The organism is Pseudomonas sp. FH1 (assembly GCF_000510895.2).
GTDB classification, from domain to species: Bacteria; Pseudomonadota; Gammaproteobacteria; order Pseudomonadales; family Pseudomonadaceae; genus Aquipseudomonas; species Aquipseudomonas azotoformans_A.
Genome location: NZ_AOHM01000022.1, coordinates 164,401 through 183,724 on the forward strand (window position 1 = coordinate 164,401; position 19,324 = coordinate 183,724).

A 19,324-nucleotide genomic window follows, 5' to 3' on the forward strand; every position below is an offset into this window, starting at 1 on the left:
GTGGCATTGACGATTCTTGGCCTGTCCGGCGCCCTTAGCCATGATCCTTCCGCAGCCTTGTACATCGACGGCAAGCTGATCGCGGCCGCCGAAGAAGAGCGCTTCGTACGCGACAAACATGCAAAGAACCGCATGCCCTACGAGTCGGCGAAGTTCTGCCTGGAGCAGGCCGGCATCAAGCCTTCCGACGTTGACGTGGTGGCGATTCCGTTCGCCCCGATCAGCCTGTTCGGTGAGGCGCGCTGGCACTACGCCAAGCGTTACTGGTACGCCCCGGACCGCGCCCTCGACGCGATCCTGATGGGCAACCGTCGCTACAAACGCTATCGCAACAAGATCGTCTGGTGCCTGGAGCAACTGGGCTTCGATCCGAAGAAAATCAAGATCGAACCGGTTGAACACCACCTGGCCCACGCGTCCAGCGCCTACCACTGCTCCGGCTTCCAGGAGAAAACTGCGATCCTCGGCATCGACGGTAAAGGTGAGTACGCCACCACGTTCTTCGGCTACGGCGAGAACGGCAAGATCCACAAGATCAAGGAATTCTACGACCCGGACTCCCTCGGCGGCCTGTACGGCGCAATTACCGAGTTCCTCGGTTTCGAGATGCTCGACGGCGAGTTCAAGGTCATGGGCATGGCGCCGTACGGCGATGCCAGCAAATACGACTTCTCGCGCCTGGCCTCTTTTGAAAACGGCGAGCTGGTGATCAACACCGACTACGCCAACGTCATCGGCCTGCGCCGCTATAAAGAGAAAGGCAAAGGGTTCTACTTCTCGCCAAAACTGATCGAGTGGCTGGGTCCGAAGCGCGAAGGCGATATCGCCGACGAGCCGTACATCCACTACGCCGCCAGCATGCAAGCGCTGTTCGAGAAGCTGGCCCTGCAGATGATCGACCACTACCTGGGCGACATCCTGAAAGACACCGGCAAGCTGGCCTTCGCTGGCGGCTGCGCGTTGAACGTCAAGCTGAACCAGAAGATCATTGCCCGTGACGACGTCAAGGAGCTGTTCGTACAGCCGGCGTCCGGCGATGCCGGTACGGCGGTCGGTGCGGCGGCTTATGTGTCCCACGCCCGTGGTGTGCCGGTGGAGAAGATGGAACACGTCTACCTCGGCCCGTCCTACAGCAACGAAGAGGTGATTGCGGCGTGCGCCAAGCACGAGAGCAAGCCCGTATGGCGCAAGATCGACAACATGCCCCAGCGCATCGCCAAGATCATGGTCGACGGCAACCCGGTGGCCTGGTTCCAGGGCCGCATGGAGTTTGGCCCGCGTGCCCTCGGCGGTCGTTCGATCATCGGTTGCCCAAGCGCCACCGGCGTGGCTGATCGCATCAACCACCAGATCAAGTTCCGCGAGCGCTGGAGGCCTTTCTGCCCGTCGATGCTCGACACCGTCGCCCCGCAGATGATCAAGGTCGATCACCCGGCGCCGTTCATGACCTTCACCTTTGAAGTGGCTGAAGAGTGGAAGACCCGCGTGCCGGAGGTGGTCCATGAAGATGGCACGTCCCGCGCCCAGGTGCTCAAGCGCGAATACAACCCGCGTTACTACGACATGATGAAAGAGCTGGAAGTGCTCACCGGTAACGGTGTGTCGCTGAACACCTCGCTCAACCGTCGTGGCGAAGCGATGATCTGCTCGCCGAAAGATGCGCTGGACATGTTCTTCGGCTCTGACCTGCAATACCTGATCATGGAAGACATCCTGGTCGTCAAAGACGGCGTGGACCCTTATGACACGGTCGGCTGAACGCCACGTCCTGCAGTTCTGCCACGGCTATGACGGGCCGTTCCTGGACTGCGCGCGGCAATACGCCAGCCTGTTCGCAGGCTCCGGCTACAAGGTGACCACGGTGTTTCTCACCGGGGTTGCCGACCCTGAAGTGGCGGCGGGTTGCGCCAGTGATGAGGTGTTGTTCATGGAGTTCAGCTCGAAGGCCATTCGTGGCCTCAAGCTGGGCGCCATCGCCGAGATGCGTAAGATTGCCGCCTCGCGCAATTTCAGTTTCTGCATCGCGCACCGCGCCAAGCCGATCTACGTGGCGTTGCTCGCCACGCGGTTGCAGGTGATCGGTGTGCACCATGCTTTCGGTGATTATCAGCGCCGTGGCCGCCGCCTGTTCGCGTCGATCTTCCGCAAGCGCCTGAGCCTGCTGGGGGTTTCCGACGCCGTGCGCGATGACATCCGCCGCTGCCTGCCGAGTTGGCCGGCGGCGCGTATCCAGACCTTGTACAACCGCATCGATGTGCAAGCCCTGCAAGCCCAGCAGGTTTCCAGGGATGACGCGCGGGATGCCCTGGGGTTGTCGCCGGATGAATGGGTGGTCGGCAATGTCGGCCGCCTGCACCCGGACAAGGACCAGGCCACCCTGCTCAAGGGTTTTGCCTTGGCATTGGCGCAATTGCCGGTTGAAAGCCGCCTGGCGATCCTCGGCACCGGGCGCCTGGAGCAGGACCTGAAGGAGCTGGCCCGCGAGTTGGGGATTGCCGACAAGGTGCTGTTCCTCGGCCAGGTGCCGGAGGCGCGCCGCTATTTCCGCGCGTTTGATGTGTTTGCGCTGAGCTCCGATCACGAACCCTTCGGTATGGTGCTGCTGGAAGCCATGGCCGCTGGCGTACCACTGTTGGCCACCGCGTGTGGTGGTGCACGGGAAGTGGTCGAAGGTGTTGGCATCCTGTTTCCGTTCGGTGACGCCGAGCACCTGGCCCAAGGGCTGTGCCATCTGGCCGCGATGGACCCACACCAGCAACACCAGTGCGCAGAGCTGATGCTGGAGCGCCTGCACGCACGATTCTCGGATCAGGCGGTGCGCGACACTTTCTGGCAATTGCCCCATGTCATTGAACTGACCGCGAGGGCTTGATGCTCAATCGATTCCAAGGCTGGCGCGAGCGCGGCTGGTGCGTCGTCGAGGCACCGACCTACCACGAGGCCTGGCAGCGTTTTGGCGGTAGCGTCGCGACCCATCCGCAAGTGATCGAGCGTCTGGCTGGGCTGGCGCAGATTCCAGTGCGATACCTGGCCTGGGAGCAGGCGGGTGAACTCAAGGCGTGCATTGCCACCTGGGGGCGCGACCTGGCGCTGTCCAAGGACGTGCTCAAGCGCAGTGGCAAGAAAGGCCTGTTCGACCTGGGCAATGCCGAGGTGATCCTGCCGGCCGCCGCCGATGCGCAGGCGCCTTTGCGCCAGCGTGCACGCTACCTGTCGACGTTGAACGAAGGCCGCTTCAGCGGCCTCAAGCCCCAGGCCGAGCAGTTGGCCATGGCGCGCACTCCGGAAGAGCTGTCGAAGAAATTTCGCTACAACCAGCGCCGCGAACTGCGTTTGCTGGAAGAGGCGGGCGGCGTGGTACGGCCTGTCAGCGAGTTTTCCAGCGCAGAGCTGGCGGCCATCTATTGTGACCTGTTCCTGCGCCGCTGGGGCTTCACAGCCACTGGCGCCGAGCGCTTGGCTGAAGTGATCGAGCTGATGCGCGAGTGGTTGATCGGCTCGGTGATTTTTCTGAATGACGCGCCTATCGCGATTCAGTTGGTGTATCGGGTCGAATCGCCGGAGTGGATCAGTGTCGAGTACGTCAACGGCGGGGTCGATCCTGAAACCCGTGCCTTCAGCCCCGGTAGCGTGTTGAGCTTTCTTAATACCCAGAGTGCCTGGGAGCAGGCACGCGAAGTCGGCAAGCCGTTGCGCTTCTCCTTTGGCCGGGCCGACCGCGAGTACAAGGACCGTTGGTGCAACCCCGTGCAGGTATTCAGCGTATGACCCGTAAGCAGCAACTGCTCAAGCGCCATCGGCGCAACAAGCGCACGGCGCTGATGGTTGGCTTATTGCTGCTGGTGGTGATCGGCATCCTGGTGGCCTGGTGGTTGCCATTGCTGTTGGCCGTGCTGGCCTGGATCGCCCATGAGGCCTGGTTTGCCGACCATCTGTTCTATGCGCCTAACGAGGATTACCAATACCGTTTTGCAGCGGACGCCGAGGTGCCGGGCGTGCGCCTGGAACATGGGCGCTTGCTACTGGACCAGCCGGTGGACGCGGACGCAACGCGGGTGCTGGCGATCAAGATCAAAAGCACGTGGCTGGGACGCTTCCTTGACCCGAGCATTGAACTGGCGGGCGACCGGCAAACCGTTGAGCGCGGCGTCAACGGCGTGCGTTACCTGAACCTCAGTGGTTTGGCGCTGAACGAGTTGCCGTTGCGCGGTCGGCATTGCCGAGTGATCGGCACGCCGCGCCTGTGGGCCTGGAACCACCCGGATTACCGCACGCAGCGCGTGATGGTGATCGCGCCCCATGCCGACGATGCCGAATTGGCGGCGTTCGGCCTGTACAGCCAGGCTGAAAAGCCTTGGATCGTCACCCTGACGGCGGGCGAAATCGAAGCCGAGCATTACCAGCAGATGGGCCTGGACGCGGTCGAATCCGCGCGCATCAAGGGTCGCCTGCGCGCCTGGGACAGTATCGCCGTGCCGCTCTGGGCGGGTGTGCCGCAAGCCCATTGCGTGCAATTGGGTTACTTCTGCCTGCAATTGCAGGCGATGCAAGCCGCTCCGGATCTGCCGTTTGCTTCCCGTGAAGCCGAGATGACAGACGTTCGGCCGTTCCGCCAATTCAATCCGTTTAAATTGCCGGCGAACAGCGATGGCTTGCCGACCTGGAACAACCTGTTGGCCGACCTGCGCCAAGTGTTGTTGATGGCGCGTCCAGAGGTGATTGTGCTGCCGCATCCGGTATTGGACCCGCATCCAGACCATATCTGCGCGCAGCACGCGGTTCTGGAAGCCTTGCAAGGTCTTGAGTGGCAGCCGACGACAGTACTCGGCTACGCCAACCACTTGCACGACAACGACCGCTGGCCCATGGGCGACGCGGGCACCGGCATTGCGTTGCCGCCGCTGTTCGACGCGACCGAAGAGCTGCTGCCCTGCAGCCTGCCTCTGACGCTGACACAGCAGCGTGACAAGGCCATGGCGCTGGGCATGATGCATGACTTGCAACCGTCACCGCCCTTCAAGCGTCGCGTACGGCGTTGGCTGCAGCGAGTGTTGGCGGGCCGTGCGCAGTCGCCGTATGGTGAGAACGAATTTTTCCGCAAGGCCGTACGACGGCATGAGCTGTTCTGGCGTTTGGGAAAGGATAAGTCATGAAAGTCTTGTTTTTGGTGCAGAAAGAGCAGCGCGCCATCCTCGATCGCTTGTACGAAGGCGTGGCCGAGCACTGCGAATGCGATATCCGTTGGTTGAGCAGCGATGAGCAGCGCAACCTGCGCGGTTACTTCCGGCGTGAGGTCGACGTGACCCGCTACGACCGCATTGTGTTCTTCCTGCGCTTCAAGCAGGAAATCCGCCAGGCCGGGTTTATCCGTACGATCCCGAACCTGGTGATCCTCGAACACGACGCCTACCAGAACTACATTCCTTGCAAATACACCGGTAAATTCAGCGCTCATTACCGACGATTGCCTTGGGCGCGGGTGATCAGCTCCGGCTACATGGTGACCGAACGGCTGCGCGCCGAGGGCTTTGACGCAGTGTTCGTGCCCAAGGGCTATGATCAGGCGCTGTTGCAGCCGCAGGAGCGTGAGCGGGATATCGAGTTGGCGTTTGTCGGCAGTACCAACAGCGTCGCCTACAGTGGTCGCAAGGCGCTGCTCGATGAACTGGCACAGGTTGAGCCGTTGGTGGTCACACGCACCAAATCCGGTGAAGAATATTGCGCCACGCTCAACCGGATCCGCTTTTTCGTCAGCGCCGATGTGGGCATGGGCGAGTACATGATCAAGAATTTCGAAGCCATGGCCTGTGGATGCGTGCTGCTGGCATTCGATCAGGGCGCCGAGGAAAACGCGGCCCTGGGGTTCGAAGAGATGGTCAATGTGGTGTTCTACAAGGACATCCCACAGTTGCAGGAAAAGCTGGCCGTGTTACGGTCCAATCCGCAGTTGGCGGCCGATATTGCGCGCAAGGGCCAGGACCTGGCCGTCAGCCAGTTCAGCTTTGCCCGGATCGGCCAGCGGATTGTCGAAGCCCTCGAGCCGCCGCTGCGGCCCCGTGCACCATTGAGTGTGCTGGAAAGGTTGCGCCTGAAGCTGGGCGTTTGATATCGGCCAGGTGGTCGCAAATGATGGCTATATGATATTGTCGAGGCCTTGAATGCAATTCTCTGATCAAAGCGACATAACGCTCGTAGTGACCAGTTGTGGTCGCTTCGATTTGTTAAAGCGCGCGCTCGAGAGCTTCGATCTGTTTAATACGGCTGATATACGTGAGGTCTTCATTACCGAAGACTCTGGCGATGAAGCCGTACGCAATGCGGTTCCTGAGCACTGGCGCAGCCATTGCACTTTCTTGATCAACCGCCCGAAGCTTGGGCAGTTGGCATCTATCGACTTGGCCTACGAGTCGGTCGAGACTCCCTACATATTCCATTGCGAAGATGACTGGGCGTTTTATCGACCAGGCTTCATCGAAGATTCCAAGGCGGTATTGGAGCAGCGACCCGATATTTTGCAGGTGTGGTTGCGCAACTACGTATACGACTTGCAGGTACACAGCCCTTACATCCATTTAGGGCCGCGTGAGGTGATCGGCGGGGTGCCATGTTATCCCCTGCTGTCCGACAAGCCAGAGTGGCAGGGCTTTTCGTTGAACCCGGGGTTGCGACGCGTCAAGGAGTACAGGTTGTGCGCGCCTTACGCCGGGTTCGAGGGTGAGAAGGGGCTATCGAAGCGTTATGCACAGCTGAACCTGGCAGCCGTGACGCTGGAGGGCGATGCGGTTCTGCATACCGGTTTTGGTTTGCATGTGGCGACGGCAGAGGAGCGTTTGACCAAGGTGCGTCGTAAGCGGCGAGAGCGGGTCAAGCTGGCAGTCATGCTGGTACTGGGTGTCGGTATCGGCTGGTTGATCCATTAAGAACAGACGACAAGCCACAACAACGCCGCAAAAGGTCATTTTTTCGATGAGTATCATCAACATCATGTGGGCCGGTGGTTCTGCATTCGCTTCGGTGCAGAAGGTTCATCAACAGATACTTTCCCACGCCATTTGCCGTGCACCGATCAATACCTGGCTGCTTCAAGGTCATTCGCAAGAGGATGGGCGGGCATTGGAGTGGAACCTCTCTTCTGCCCGGCTCAAGGGCCGGCACTTTTGGAAGTTGCTGATGCCCTGGATGCGTGCGCGCTTCCAGAAAGCGTTGCCTGACGATGTAGAGATTGTGCTGATTGATGGGGTTGGCGTGGCTCGGGTGATGTTGCCGGTGCTCAAGCGTTTGCCGCACGTACGCGCCGTCGTGGTGTTTCATGGTGTCACACGCATGCGCCGGGCGGACCAGAAGCTGTTTGAACAGTTTCCGGCTACACAGCTGACCCTGGTGGCCGTTTCGCAAACCCTGGCTCACTCGATCGAGCGTTTCCTGCAGCGGCCGGTAACCGTGCTGCGCAGCGCGTTCGATCCCGTGGCTTTTCGTGCTGCCGCGCTTTCTCGGGAGCAGGCGCGCACTCGTCTTGGCCTTCCGTTGGACGGCTCGCCCGTACTGGGTGCAGTAGGCCGGTTGGTCGACGGCAAAGGGTTCAGCTGTTTGCTGGAGGCGTTTGCCGGTGTGTCGGTGCATCAGCCGGATGCGCGGCTGGTGATAATCGGTGAGGGGGCGGCGAGGGATACTCTGGAGGCGCGTATCGAGCAGCTCGGCTTGCAGGGCAAGGTTTCGCTGCCGGGTCATTTACCGGACGCGGCGACGCTGTACCGGGCCTTTGACTGGGTCGCCATTCCGTCGACGCAAGAGGGCTTGGGGTTGATCCTGCAAGAGGCCGTGATGGCCGGTGTGCCCGTATTGACCAGCGAATTGGCCGTGTTCCGCGAGCAACTGGCGGACGCCGGCTGGTACGCCCCTTCAGATAATGCACAGGCCTGGGGCCGCTTGATGGAGCACGCCTTCGCGACTTCGGCCCAGGACGTGCTCGACGCTCAGTCCCGGGCCCTGGCGCCGGAGCAAGCCTGGAAGGACTTCAGTGAAACCTCCCAGCGCCTGTTTTCATGCCGCTAAGAGCGCTTGCTCCAGTGCTTGCATTGGAAAGCGTTCGTTCAGCTTCTCGCGTGCAATATAGCGTGCGAAATGTTGCAAGTTGCGCCGCGCGAGCTCCGCGTTCAGCGGCGCGCGCAAAAAACGCATGTCCGCCACATCGATCAGGCCCATTTCGTTATCAGGTGTAACAACGATATTGCCCAAATGCAGGGAGCGGAAGTAGATTCCCGCACCATGCAAACGGCGGATAAGTGCCACCAGCGGGTCGAGGTTCGATTGCCAGTCAAAGCCTTCCTTGTTGGAGATCTGGCGCAGCGTTTCACCCGGCAACGGGCGATACAGCACGGCGGTCATGCCGGGCGCGGCCAGCTGGAAGAACGCAAGCACGGTCAAGGTGGGGATGCCACGTTGTTGCAACTGCGCCACGTTGTCGATGAAGCGCTTGGAGTAGGGGCGAAACAGCGCCGATGAAAACAGGCGCTTGCGGCGAAACAGTTTGAGGATATTCCCGTCAGCCAGCAGGTAGACCTTAGGGCCATAGCTGTCCTTTTCGAGGATACGGGCACCTTCAATCATCGCGTTTAAATCGGCTTGGGGAAGCCTTGAACATTGCATCGTCGGAAAGCCTTGTAGGAGTCGCGGGCACAGTGATCGGTAATAATGCCGAAAGTTTTGGGTTTTAACCATGCCGCGTTGGCGGAGTGGACGTATTCAGGAGCGGGTGATGCAAGCAAGTCGTTGGGCGCAGGTATGGATGATTTTCGGGTTGCTGTGGTTTTTGCTGGCGATTGCCTTTGCGCCGACCAACAAGATTTATCAACAAGGCTTGACCCTGTTTCTCTGGTTGCCCGCCATGGTGTTTGCCTGGTCGGCCCGTGAGCGCTTGAAGGACGTCTGGCGCAAGCAGCGTTGGATGTGCCTGATGGTGGCGGCGTTGGCCGTCTGGGGTGCCATCAGCCTGTTATGGACTAATGCCGAAGATCCCTCGCGCGAGGTCAAGCGCCTGCTGTACATCGGCGTATTCCTGCTGTTTTTCCCGGTGTTTGCCTGTGGGCAGACCGAGCGAATCATCCGTGTGATGCAGTGGGGCGGTTTTGGATTGGCCTTGTCGTCACTGGTTGCGATCATCAAGTTCTACGGCGTTGAGCACAATGCCTGGTTTGCGCGCCTCGAGGGCTTGGGTCAGTTGTCCCACCCGATTCTGGGAGCTTATGTGATTGGTCTTGCTGCCGTCTGGCTGTTGCATTGGCTGCCACGTGGCCGCTGGATGCAGGTTGCATGGGTCGTGTCCATCGCATTGCTTGGGCTCTTCGTCGTGCTGAGCCAGAGCCGGGGGGCTGCACTGGCCTTGCTGCTGACCGTCGTGGCAATGCCGGCCTGGTGTCGTGATCGTCGTACGGCAGTGATCGCCATTGGCGCCGTCATCGCGGCGCTGGCGGTGTTCTTCGCCATGCAATCGTTGATGCTTGCTCGCGGCGTTTCTTATCGACCACAGATCTTCATGTCTGCCATGCAGATGATTGCCGAGCGCCCGTGGACCGGCCTGGGGTTGGGAGGGGACTATAAAGTCCTGGCTGAGGGCGTGTATTTCGATCATGCCCACAACCTGTTCTCCCACGTTGCTATCGAACTCGGTCTGCCCGGCCTGCTGCTGTGGTGCGGCCTGTGGTTCGGCGTGCTGTGGCAAGCCTGGAAAGCCCGCGACACGCTCTACGGCAAGGGTGTCATCGGTATGTGGGTGTTCTCGTCCCTGGCCATGCAGTTCGATGCTGCCAGCCTGACGGGCACTCCGCGGGCCGAGTGGTTTATCTCATGGCTGCCGATTGCGCTGGCGACTGCCTTGGTCTGGGCTCGGGCCAACCCCGACGCATGTGATAAAGTTCGCGTCCTACCCAATCAGTGAGCTCGACACATGAGTGACGCACCGCCCAAAGCGGACCAGGAATCCAGCCTGAAAATCTATTTCAGGCTGCTGGGCTATGTGAAACCGTACATCGGCATGTTCATGCTGAGTATCGTGGGCTTCGTGATCTTTGCTTCCACCCAGCCGATGCTGGCCGGGATCCTCAAGTACTTCGTGGATGGCTTGAGCAATCCCGACGTGGTGTTCCTGCCCAAGATCCCGTTGTTCAAGGACCTGAAGCTGTTGATGGCCGTGCCGCTGCTGATCATCCTGATCGCCGCGTGGCAAGGCCTCGGCTCGTTCCTGGGCAACTACTACCTGGCCAAGGTCTCCCTGGGCCTGGTGCATGACCTGCGGGTCCAGTTGTTCAACAAGCTGCTGGTATTGCCCAACCGTTATTTCGACACGCACAACTCCGGCCACCTGATTTCGCGCATCACCTTCAACGTGACCATGGTCACTGGCGCCGCCACGGATGCGATCAAGGTGGTGATCCGTGAGGGTCTGACGGTGGTGTTCCTGTTCGGCTACCTGCTGTGGATGAACTGGAAGCTGACCTTGGTCATGCTGGCGATCCTGCCGTTGATCGCAATCATGGTGGGCAGTACCAGCAAGAAATTCCGCAAGCAGAGCAAGAAAATCCAGGTGGCGATGGGCGACGTCACCCACGTGGCCTCGGAGACTATCCAGGGTTACCGCGTGGTGCGCAGCTTCGGTGGCGAAAGCTACGAAGAACGCCGTTTTGCCGCGGCCAGCCAAGGCAACACCGACAAGCAACTGCGCATGAACAAGACCGGCGCGGTCTACACGCCGATGCTGCAACTGGTGATCTACACCGCCATGGCGGCACTGATGTTCCTGGTGCTGCTGCTGCGCGGCGATGCCACGGCGGGTGACCTGGTGGCCTACATCACCGCAGCGGGCCTGTTGCCCAAGCCGATCCGCCAACTGTCGGAAGTCAGCTCGACCATCCAGAAAGGCGTCGCCGGTGCCGAAAGCATCTTCGAGCAGTTGGATGAAGAGCCTGAAGTCGACAGCGGCACCGTGGAGCGTGACCGCGTCAGCGGTCGCCTGGACGTGCGCAACCTGAGCTTCACCTACCCAGGTGCCGAGCGTGAAGTGCTGAAGAACATCAGCTTCACCGCAGAGCCTGGGCAGATGATCGCCCTGGTCGGCCGCTCGGGCAGTGGCAAGTCCACACTGGCCAGCCTGATCCCGCGTTTCTACCACCACGAAACCGGCAAAATCCTGCTGGACGAGGTGGAAATCGAAGACTACCGCCTGCGCAACCTGCGTCGGCATGTGGCCCAGGTGACCCAGCACGTCACGTTGTTCAACGACACGGTGGCCAACAACATCGCCTACGGCGACCTGGCGGATGCGCCGCGTGAAGACATCGAGAAAGCTGCCACCGATGCCTATGCCATGGACTTCATCGCCGAGCTGCCCAAAGGCCTGGACACTGAAGTCGGCGAAAACGGCGTGCTGCTCTCCGGCGGTCAGCGCCAGCGCTTGGCTATCGCCCGGGCACTGCTGAAAAATGCTCCGCTGCTGATCCTGGATGAGGCGACTTCGGCGCTGGATACCGAGTCCGAGCGGCATATCCAGGCCGCGCTGGACAAGGTCATGAAGGGCCGTACCACCCTGGTGATCGCACACCGACTGTCCACCATCGAGAAAGCCGACATGATTCTGGTGATGGACCACGGTGAAATTGTCGAGCGTGGTACGCACGTGGAACTGCTGGCCATGGGCGGCTATTACTCGCGCCTGCACGCCATGGGCCTGGATGAGCCGGTAACGGCCAACATCACCTGATGTGCCGGGGCGCGCAATGCGCCCCGGTGTTTGTATCAAGTCCCTTACAGGCTTGACCAAAGCCAAATAATTCACTGCCTATCGTTTGTTATGTTGGCCTTCTCGATTCGATTGACGAACGAGAGGGCTAACCTTCTTGCGTGGGTAATGGAATGTTGCAACGTCTGTTCTGGAAATTGCTTCCCAAATCCCAGCGGGTTTTTCTGCTGGGGCGTTTATCGGTGGTGGACCGCCAAGCGGTGAACAAATCCCTGTCTGGGGTGGCCACGCTTGCGCCGGCTTTCAAACGTCACAACTGCGTATTTATCCATGTGCCCAAGTGCGCTGGCAGCAGCGTCTGCTCGGCACTCCTCGACGGGCGTTGGCCGGGGCATCTGCCGTATTACTGGTATCAGCAGCAGTTCCCCGAGCATTGCGAGCGCAGTTTCAAATTTGCCTTCGTGCGGGACCCGTTGGAGCGCGCTTACTCGGCCTACACCTACTTGCGCAGCAACCATATGGGCAGCCGTGATCTGCACGCCCAGGCATTGGTATGCAGCTACCGCGACTTCGATCATTTCGTCGGCAACTGGCTGCACCCGGAGAACCTGCGCCGCCAACTGCATTTCGCCCCTCAGACCGATTTTCTGGTCGATCACATGGGCCAGATGGCCATGGACTTTCTTGGGCGCCAGGAGTCCCTGGAGAATGACTTCCAGCAGGTATGCGAACGCCTCGGCGTGAGCACATCCCTGCCACATTTGAATGTTTCACTGAGGCGGCGCAGCGAATCGGTCAAGGACTTTTGTACCCAGCGTACGCGCCGCTTGGTCCGGCGTGCCTATCAACGTGATTACGAGGTCTTGGGGTATGAATAGTCAGTCGCTCTCCAGTGGTTCTGCTTCTATCCGACCCTTTGCCTTATCGTTGTCGGTCGCCGCACGGGCCGCACTCAAGCACCAGCAGCCTTGCTGCCTTTGGCTGACGGGGTTGTCCGGGTCCGGTAAGTCGACCTTGGCCAACGCTCTGGAAGTGCAACTCAACGAGCAGGGCCGGCATACCTTCGTGCTCGATGGCGATAACTTGCGCACGGGATTATGCAATGACCTGGGCATGAGTGATGCGGCGCGCAAGGAAAATATCCGGCGCATCGGCGAGGTAGCGCGGCTGATGGTGGACGCGGGTCTGATCGTGATCGTTTCGGCGATTTCCCCGTTCAGCGCTGATCGGGCAACCGCCAAGGCACTGTTCGGGCCGGGGCAGTTTTTCGAGGTCTACATCAGTACGCCGTTCGAGGTGTGCGCACGGCGTGATCCCAAGGGGTTGTACCGTGCGGCACTGGAAGGCCGGATCAAAGCCTTCACCGGGCTGGACAGCCCCTATGAAGCGCCGATCAAGGCTGACTGCGAAATCAATACCGATGAAGTCGAACTGGCCGACGCGGTGGATCACATTTTGGCGGTACTGTTCAAAAAATGATCAGATTTCGCATGTGATGCATCCCACATAAAGCTCTCGAACTAGGCGGCGCTCACCCTGTGCTAATATCGCGCCCCTGTTCATTTTGTATGTGGGATGCTCCATGAAGTTGTCCATGCCGCGATTCGATCAAGCCCCTGTCTTGGTGGTCGGCGATGTCATGCTCGACCGTTACTGGCATGGCGGTACCTCACGGATTTCCCCTGAGGCGCCGGTACCGGTAGTCAAGGTCGAGCAAATCGAAGACCGTCCGGGCGGCGCTGCCAACGTTGCCCTCAATATTGCCGCCCTCGGCGCCCCGGCCTCCCTGGTCGGCGTGACCGGTGACGACGAAGCCGCCGACAGCCTGGCCAACAGCCTGCGCGGTGCCGGCGTGCGCGCGCTGTTCCAGCGCATTGCCCACCAGCCGACCATCGTCAAGCTGCGGGTCATGAGCCGTCACCAGCAACTGCTGCGTATCGATTTTGAAGAACCCTTCGCCACCGATGCCCTGGCCCTCAGCGGCCAGGTCGATGAGCTGCTCGAAGGCATCAAGGTGCTGGTGTTGTCCGACTACGGCAAAGGCGCCTTGCGCAACCACCAGGTGCTGATCCAGGCCGCCAAGGCCAAGGGCATTCCGGTACTGGCCGATCCCAAGGGCAAGGACTTCTCGATTTATCGCGGAGCCAGCCTGATCACGCCGAATCTCAGCGAGTTCGAAGCCATCGTCGGCGGTTGCGCCGATGAACACGACCTGGTCACCAAGGGCGCCGCGCTGATGGCCGACCTCGACCTGGGCGCCTTGCTGGTCACCCGTGGCGAGCACGGCATGACCTTGCTGCGTCCGGGCCACCCGGCGATGCACCTGCCGGCACGTGCCCGTGAAGTGTTCGACGTTACCGGCGCTGGCGACACCGTGATCTCCACCCTGGCCGCCTCGATTGCGGCGGGCGAAGAACTGCCCCACGCCGTGGCCCTGGCCAACTTGGCGGCGGGCATCGTAGTGGGCAAGTTGGGTACCGCTGCCATCAGCGCACCTGAATTGCGCCGTGCGATCCAGCGCTCCGAAGGCTCGGAACGCGGTGTGCTGACCATCGAACAATTGCTGCTGGCAATTGACGACGCTCGTGCCCACAACGAAAGCATTGTGTTCACCAACGGCTGCTTCGACATCCTGCACGCCGGTCACGTGACTTATCTGGAACAGGCGCGCGCCCAAGGCGATCGCCTGATCGTCGCGGTCAACGATGACGCGTCGGTCAGCCGCCTCAAAGGCCCTGGCCGTCCGATCAACAGTGTCGACCGTCGCATGGCGGTGCTTGCAGGTCTGGGCGCGGTGGACTGGGTGATCAGCTTCCCTGAAGCGACCCCGGAAAACTTGCTGGCCCAGGTCAAGCCGGACGTGCTGGTCAAAGGTGGTGACTACTCCGTCGACCAAGTGGTAGGGGCGGATATCGTCAGCGCCTACGGTGGCAAGGTCAAAGTACTGGGCCTGGTCGAGAACAGCTCGACCACCGCCATTGTCGAGAAGATCCGTAACAATGAGTAACGCTGATAAGTGGGTTCTGATCACCGGCGGCGCCGGCTTTATTGGTTCGCACCTGGTCGATGCGCTGCTTGCCAAAGGCTACGGCGTGCGAGTGCTGGATAACCTGTCCACCGGCAAGCGCAGCAATTTGCCGCTGGACAATCCACGCGTCCAATTGCTCGAAGGTGATGTGGCGGATGCCGATCTGGTAGCCCGCGCCGCCGTCGGCGCAACAGCGGTGGTGCACCTGGCGGCTGTGGCCTCGGTGCAGGCCTCGGTGGATGATCCGGTCAGCACGCACCAGAGCAATTTCGTCGGCACCTTGAATGTCTGCGAAGCCATGCGCAAGGCCGGCGTCAAACGTGTGGTGTATGCCTCCAGCGCGGCGGTGTATGGCAACAATGGCGAAGGCGCTTCGATTGACGAAGACACCACCAAGGCGCCACTGACGCCCTATGCGTCCGACAAGCTGGCCAGTGAGTTCTACTTTGACTTCTACCGTCGCCAGCACGCGCTGGAGCCGGTGATTTTCCGCTTTTTCAATATCTTCGGGCCTCGCCAGGATCCGTCATCGCCGTATTCCGGCGTGATCAGCATCTTCAGCGAGCGCGTGCAGCAGGGCGTGCCGATTGCCGTGTTCGGCGATGGCGAGCAAACCCGTGACTTCATGTACGTGGAAGACTTGGTTGATGTGTTGGTGCAGGCGATTGAAGCGCCGACTGCACCGCTGGGTGCCATTAATGTGGGCTGGAACCGCACCACTACCCTCAAGCAGGTATTGCAGGCGCTGGAAGAGATTGTCGGCAAGTTGCCGGCGGTGACTTACGGTCCGGCGCGTTCTGGGGATATTCGCCACTCGCGGGCGAACAATCAGCGGTTGTTGGCGAGCTTCACACTCCCCGAGCCCACACCCTTGAAGGTCGGGCTGGAGCGCTTGCTCAAAGGCTGACGCGATTTGTAGTGAGCGGGCTTGCCCCGCGCTGGGCTGCGTAGCGGCCCCAAAAAAGCCGGAGCGCTACGCACTCCAGCGCGGGGCAAGCCCGCTCACTACAGTCTGATTCAGGCCTTGGCTTTTTTCTTGGGCACGATCTTGCGCAGCACCCGCTGTGCCAGGCGCTTCAATTTCGACTCTTTCTCCGGCTCCGCCAACCCCTGCTGGCGTAGCCAATCCTTCCAGCGAATCCGCTCTTCACGCACCAGCCAGCCTTCCTGCTGGGCGAAGCTTTCCGCCAGGTACAAACCGCGAGTACTCGCCGGGTACAGCTGGTCTTTCTTGACGGTGTACAACTCGGCCAGAGGCTGGCCGTCTTTCAACGGCATCAGGTACAGGTCAGGACGCTGGCGGTCCAGGCGTGCCACCAGTTGATCGCCTTCCAGGCGCTCGTCCACATGGAACAGGCTCAGGGACTTGGCTTCCTTGGGCACTTCCAGGCGCAGGTCATAGATCAATTGCAGGGAGGCGGTGGGCAGGTGCACGTAGGCGCGCGGGCGCTCGATCAATTGGGTGGTGGCGCAACGTACCGGGCGGGCGGCACCGGACAGCGGGCTGAGGCGAAAGGGCAGGGCTTCACGGTAATGCAGCGCGGCGGAATAAGGCGCCGGTAGCCAAGTGTCGTTGAAGCGTCCGCCCAGCCAGCCTTCCGGCGTCTCCAGCAGGCACTCTTCGGCGATTTCCTGGATGGCGGTGTGCAGCGGCAGGTTCAGTTCATGGGCGGGTACGTAGCCGGAGATCAGCTTGAGCACCACATCGCCACGGTCTTGGCGGCGTTGGCGCACCAGCACCCAATAATCGCGGTTTTGCCAGTGCAGGGTCAGGCGTACCGATACCCCGAGGTTGGCCAGTTCCAGGGCGAAGCGCTCTGGGTCGGCCACTTCCACCGGTTTGCGCCGTTGCAGGGTCTGGGCAAAGTTGAGCGGCATGCCGACGCTCTGGTAACTCAAGCCTTCGGGGGTGGCTTCCACGTGCAGCGGCAGTGTCTTGAAGTTGCTGGGGTTTTTTCTTATGAGCGTTCGCGGCATGTCGGCTCCTTCTTGCGACGGGGTCGGCCGCGTGGGCGGCATCAGAGTTGACGAATGACCTGGGCAGCGGTCGCCACGTTATGGGCCAGGTGCAGCGGATTGATGGTCCCGACAATAGCACTGGCGACGCCCGTTTGCGCAAACAACAGCATGAAACTCGCACGAATTGGATCCATTCCAGACTCCAGGCAAACGTGACCACTGGCCAAGGCCTTTTTCACCAGGATGCCCTTGCCATGGGCGGCCGCATAATCAATGACGGCTTTCTCGGCCTGTTCGTTCAAATTGTAGGTGACCATGGCGCAATCGCCCTGTTCCAGAGCCTTCACCCCGCCTTCGACGGTTTTGCCGGAGAAGCCGAAACCGCGGATTTTGCCTTCTTTTTTCAGCTCGGCCAGGGTCTGGTAGACCTCGCAGTCGTTGAGGATGTGCAGGTCGTTACCGTCGGAGTGCACCAGCACCAGGTCGATAAAATCGGTTTCAAGTCGTTTCAAACTGCGCTCGATCGACAGGCGGGTGTGAGCCGCGCTGAAGTCGTGGGTGGATGCGCCATTCTCGAACTCTTCCCCGACCTTGCTGACAATCACCCACTCCTTGCGTTGATCGCGCAACAGCGGGCCCAGGCGTTCCTCGCTCATGCCATAGGCCGGCGCGGTGTCGATCAGGTTGATGCCCAGTTCGCGGGCCTGTTGCAGCAGCATGCGCGCCTCGTCATCACCGGGAATCTGGAAGCCGCTGGGGTACTTCACCCCTTGGTCGCGGCCCAGCTTGACGGTGCCCAGGCCCAGTGGCGAAACCATCAGGCCGGAGTTGCCCAAGGGGCGATGCAGGTCGTGCAGGGTGGGCAGGCTCATGGCAACAGTTGCTCCCAGGCAGGGACGCCGATGGCGGGTTTTGGCAGGTCGGGCAGCGGCTCGCTGGCGCTTGGGCGAATGCCGTCACGTTCCAGGCTGTTGATCACCCGATCGGCGAAGTCCGGCGCCAGCGCCAGTTTGGTCGGCCAGCCCACCAACAGGCGGCCTTCCTCGGCGATGAAGGCATTGTCGGGACGGGTGAGGCCCGATTGCAGCGGCTCGGCACGGTCGACGCGCAGGGTGGCCCACTGGGTTTGGCTCATGTCGATCCACGGCAACAGCTGAGCAAGCTCTTTCTGCGCAGTGGCGATTTGTTCTTGCGGCGTGCGCGCCACGCCATCGGCTTCGGCAATGTCGCCGCCCATGTACCACACCCAGTTGCCATCGGCGGCCGGGTGCGTGGTGACGGTGATGCGCGGCTTGGTGCCGCCGCCCAGGCAGTGGGCATACAACGGCTTCAGGCCGGGGCCTTTGGCGATGATCATGTGCAAAGGGCGCTTCTGCATCGCCGGCTGGCTCAGGCCCAGCGCGGTCAGCAGATCTGCCGTGCCCGCGCCGGCACTCAGCACGATGCGCTGGGCGCGGATCTCGCGGCCGTCCACTTTCAGGCCGACGAGTGTGTTGCCTTCCAGCAGGGGCTCGATGTGCTGCCCGGCGAGCAAACCATCACCGGCCAGTTGCGCGAGGCGCTCGATCAGGCTCGGCACGTCGATGACTAGCTCGGCAAGGCGATAGACCTTGCCCTTGAATCGACGGTCTTGCAGGGCTGGCGGCAGGTCGTCGCCCTTGACCTGATCGACACGGCCACGCACGGCCTTACTGGCGAAGAAGCTGGTGAGGTTGCCGGCAATCGTACCGGGCGACCACAGGTAATGGGCTTCGGACAATAGGCGCACGCCGGTCAGATCCAGCTCACCGTCGCCCGCCAGCGCTTCACGCCAGCGGCGCGGCATGTCGGCAATGGCTTCTGAGGCGCCGGTGAGGGCGCCGTGCAGGGCGTATTTCGCACCGCCGTGAATGATCCCCTGGGACTTCACGCTTTGCCCACCCCCCAAGGTGGCGCTTTCCACCAACACCGTGGAAAACCCCTGGCGGCGCAGGCGCGCATTCAGCCAGAGGCCGGCAACCCCGGCGCCGACAATCAGAACGTCGGTGGAAATAGGCATGCGCGCGGGACCTCTGGCGTAGAAAAAGGAGGGCTAGTATAGCGCGCAGCTGCAAGTTATCAGCTGCAAGCGGCAAGTTAGACGCCGACCGCGCTGCTTTTTCTTGTCGCTTGCCGCTTAAAGCTAGCGGCTGCTTTCCTAGTGCCCGGCGGTTTTCGAGAACAACTGGATCACCACCACGCCCAACACAATCAGGCCCATCCCCAGCATCGCCGGGATATCCAGCTTCTGCCCGTAGATAAACAGCGCCGCGATGCTCACCATCACAATGCCCATCCCGGCCCACACGGCGTAGGCCACGCCCACCGGCACCGTGCGCACCACCAGCGTCAGCATCCAGAACGCCACGCCGTAGCCGACGATCACCAGCAACAGTGGGATCGGCGTACTCCAGCCCTTGATGGCCTTCATGGACACGGTGGCGATCACTTCCGAGCAGATGGCAATGGCCAAGTAGTAGTAAGCGACGTTCATGGGTCAATCCTCGGGGTAAAGCAATCAGATAAGGCTGGCATTCTAGAGTTTAATCAGATGGGGTAAAGTCATTACCTATCTGAATTGGAGATGG

18 protein-coding genes are annotated in these 19,324 nt (G+C 61.0%); 13 read left to right on the plus strand and 5 right to left on the minus strand.

The window, feature by feature from the left end; translation table 11 throughout:
* From H096_RS09455 to H096_RS09485, 7 genes are read left to right on the plus strand one after another with little or no spacing between them, the layout of a single operon-like run.
* Positions 1-1,758 (plus strand): carbamoyltransferase, encoded by a 1,758-nt coding sequence (locus H096_RS09455; protein WP_033897821.1) that lies wholly within the window; start codon positions 1-3, stop codon positions 1,756-1,758.
* A complete protein-coding gene (locus H096_RS09460) occupies positions 1,742-2,872 on the plus strand; it encodes a glycosyltransferase (RefSeq protein WP_033897822.1) in 1,131 nt (376 codons plus the stop codon). The genes H096_RS09455 and H096_RS09460 overlap by 17 nt, the downstream gene beginning before the upstream one ends.
* Positions 2,872-3,768, plus strand: a complete 897-nt coding sequence (locus tag H096_RS09465) for an antimicrobial resistance protein Mig-14 (protein ID WP_033897824.1) — start codon at positions 2,872-2,874, stop codon at positions 3,766-3,768. The genes H096_RS09460 and H096_RS09465 overlap by 1 nt, the downstream gene beginning before the upstream one ends.
* The gene (locus H096_RS09470) at positions 3,765-5,153 is read left to right on the plus strand and encodes a PIG-L family deacetylase (RefSeq protein ID WP_033897826.1); all 1,389 of its coding nucleotides are present in this window, start codon (positions 3,765-3,767) and stop codon (positions 5,151-5,153) included. Before H096_RS09465 ends, H096_RS09470 begins: the two co-directional genes overlap by 4 nt.
* Complete coding sequence (locus H096_RS09475; RefSeq protein ID WP_033897827.1) at positions 5,150-6,106, plus strand: glycosyltransferase; 957 nt, start codon at positions 5,150-5,152, stop codon at positions 6,104-6,106. Before H096_RS09470 ends, H096_RS09475 begins: the two co-directional genes overlap by 4 nt.
* Positions 6,107-6,158: 52 nt before the next feature.
* Positions 6,159-6,920 (plus strand): hypothetical protein, encoded by a 762-nt coding sequence (locus H096_RS09480; protein ID WP_033897829.1) that lies wholly within the window; start codon positions 6,159-6,161, stop codon positions 6,918-6,920.
* Positions 6,921-6,966: 46 nt separating this feature from the next.
* Entirely contained in the window at positions 6,967-8,052 is a 1,086-nt protein-coding gene (locus tag H096_RS09485; protein WP_033897831.1) for a glycosyltransferase, read from the plus strand.
* Here the strand turns inward: H096_RS09485 and H096_RS09490 are convergent.
* Positions 8,041-8,607: a toluene tolerance protein gene (locus tag H096_RS09490; protein WP_191983001.1), complete on the minus strand. Its 567-nt coding sequence runs from the start codon at positions 8,605-8,607 to the stop codon at positions 8,041-8,043. The genes H096_RS09485 and H096_RS09490 overlap by 12 nt on opposite strands.
* A 148-nt stretch (positions 8,608-8,755) precedes the next feature.
* On the opposite strand from H096_RS09490, the gene H096_RS09495 reads away from it, so the two are divergent.
* The 6 genes from H096_RS09495 (at position 8,756) to H096_RS09520 (ending at position 15,666) form a co-directional block, all read left to right on the plus strand.
* Positions 8,756-9,934 carry an O-antigen ligase family protein gene (locus H096_RS09495; RefSeq protein WP_033897833.1) on the plus strand — a complete coding sequence of 393 codons (1,179 nt, stop codon included), beginning with the start codon at positions 8,756-8,758 and terminating at the stop codon, positions 9,932-9,934.
* Positions 9,935-9,943: 9 nt separating this feature from the next.
* The gene (gene msbA / locus H096_RS09500) at positions 9,944-11,752 is read left to right on the plus strand and encodes a lipid A export permease/ATP-binding protein MsbA (protein WP_033897835.1); all 1,809 of its coding nucleotides are present in this window, start codon (positions 9,944-9,946) and stop codon (positions 11,750-11,752) included.
* A 152-nt stretch (positions 11,753-11,904) separates the two neighbouring features.
* Positions 11,905-12,609 carry a sulfotransferase family 2 domain-containing protein gene (locus H096_RS09505; RefSeq protein ID WP_033897836.1) on the plus strand — a complete coding sequence of 235 codons (705 nt, stop codon included), beginning with the start codon at positions 11,905-11,907 and terminating at the stop codon, positions 12,607-12,609.
* Positions 12,602-13,210 carry an adenylyl-sulfate kinase gene (gene cysC / locus H096_RS09510; protein ID WP_033897838.1) on the plus strand — a complete coding sequence of 203 codons (609 nt, stop codon included), beginning with the start codon at positions 12,602-12,604 and terminating at the stop codon, positions 13,208-13,210. Before H096_RS09505 ends, cysC begins: the two co-directional genes overlap by 8 nt.
* Positions 13,211-13,313: 103 nt before the next feature.
* The gene (hldE, locus tag H096_RS09515) at positions 13,314-14,738 is read left to right on the plus strand and encodes a bifunctional D-glycero-beta-D-manno-heptose-7-phosphate kinase/D-glycero-beta-D-manno-heptose 1-phosphate adenylyltransferase HldE (RefSeq protein ID WP_033897841.1); all 1,425 of its coding nucleotides are present in this window, start codon (positions 13,314-13,316) and stop codon (positions 14,736-14,738) included.
* Positions 14,731-15,666, plus strand: a complete 936-nt coding sequence (locus H096_RS09520) for an NAD-dependent epimerase/dehydratase family protein (RefSeq protein ID WP_033897843.1) — start codon at positions 14,731-14,733, stop codon at positions 15,664-15,666. The genes hldE and H096_RS09520 overlap by 8 nt, the downstream gene beginning before the upstream one ends.
* A gap of 110 nt (positions 15,667-15,776) precedes the next feature.
* Here the strand turns inward: H096_RS09520 and H096_RS09525 are convergent, their stop codons facing one another.
* The 4 genes from H096_RS09525 to H096_RS09540 form a co-directional block, all read right to left on the minus strand.
* A complete protein-coding gene (locus H096_RS09525) occupies positions 15,777-16,736 on the minus strand; it encodes a hypothetical protein (protein WP_028615485.1) in 960 nt (319 codons plus the stop codon).
* A gap of 41 nt (positions 16,737-16,777) precedes the next feature.
* A complete protein-coding gene (locus H096_RS09530; protein ID WP_033897846.1) occupies positions 16,778-17,590 on the minus strand; it encodes an aldo/keto reductase in 813 nt (270 codons plus the stop codon).
* Complete coding sequence (locus H096_RS09535) at positions 17,587-18,756, minus strand: FAD-dependent oxidoreductase (protein WP_033897847.1); 1,170 nt, start codon at positions 18,754-18,756, stop codon at positions 17,587-17,589. Before H096_RS09535 ends, H096_RS09530 begins: the two co-directional genes overlap by 4 nt.
* Before the next feature lie 138 nt (positions 18,757-18,894).
* Positions 18,895-19,230 carry a multidrug efflux SMR transporter gene (locus H096_RS09540; RefSeq protein ID WP_010213655.1) on the minus strand — a complete coding sequence of 112 codons (336 nt, stop codon included), beginning with the start codon at positions 19,228-19,230 and terminating at the stop codon, positions 18,895-18,897.
* Positions 19,231-19,324: the final 94 nt, after the last annotated feature.

Coding starts and splice junctions, on each gene's coding strand:
- H096_RS09475 (WP_033897827.1), top strand. CDS start 5,150: ATGAAAGTCTTGTTTTTGGTGCAGAAAGAGCAGCGCGCCATCCTCGAT.
- cysC (WP_033897838.1), top strand. CDS start 12,602: ATGAATAGTCAGTCGCTCTCCAGTGGTTCTGCTTCTATCCGACCCTTT.
- H096_RS09460 (WP_033897822.1), top strand. CDS start 1,742: ATGACACGGTCGGCTGAACGCCACGTCCTGCAGTTCTGCCACGGCTAT.
- hldE (WP_033897841.1), top strand. CDS start 13,314: ATGAAGTTGTCCATGCCGCGATTCGATCAAGCCCCTGTCTTGGTGGTC.
- H096_RS09505 (WP_033897836.1), top strand. CDS start 11,905: ATGTTGCAACGTCTGTTCTGGAAATTGCTTCCCAAATCCCAGCGGGTT.
- H096_RS09480 (WP_033897829.1), top strand. CDS start 6,159: ATGCAATTCTCTGATCAAAGCGACATAACGCTCGTAGTGACCAGTTGT.
- H096_RS09470 (WP_033897826.1), top strand. CDS start 3,765: ATGACCCGTAAGCAGCAACTGCTCAAGCGCCATCGGCGCAACAAGCGC.
- H096_RS09485 (WP_033897831.1), top strand. CDS start 6,967: ATGAGTATCATCAACATCATGTGGGCCGGTGGTTCTGCATTCGCTTCG.
- H096_RS09535 (WP_033897847.1), bottom strand. CDS start 18,756: ATGCCTATTTCCACCGACGTTCTGATTGTCGGCGCCGGGGTTGCCGGC.
- H096_RS09530 (WP_033897846.1), bottom strand. CDS start 17,590: ATGAGCCTGCCCACCCTGCACGACCTGCATCGCCCCTTGGGCAACTCC.
- H096_RS09490 (WP_191983001.1), bottom strand. CDS start 8,607: ATGATTGAAGGTGCCCGTATCCTCGAAAAGGACAGCTATGGCCCTAAG.
- H096_RS09465 (WP_033897824.1), top strand. CDS start 2,872: ATGCTCAATCGATTCCAAGGCTGGCGCGAGCGCGGCTGGTGCGTCGTC.
- H096_RS09540 (WP_010213655.1), bottom strand. CDS start 19,230: ATGAACGTCGCTTACTACTACTTGGCCATTGCCATCTGCTCGGAAGTG.
- msbA (WP_033897835.1), top strand. CDS start 9,944: ATGAGTGACGCACCGCCCAAAGCGGACCAGGAATCCAGCCTGAAAATC.
- H096_RS09525 (WP_028615485.1), bottom strand. CDS start 16,736: ATGCCGCGAACGCTCATAAGAAAAAACCCCAGCAACTTCAAGACACTG.
- H096_RS09520 (WP_033897843.1), top strand. CDS start 14,731: ATGAGTAACGCTGATAAGTGGGTTCTGATCACCGGCGGCGCCGGCTTT.
- H096_RS09495 (WP_033897833.1), top strand. CDS start 8,756: ATGCAAGCAAGTCGTTGGGCGCAGGTATGGATGATTTTCGGGTTGCTG.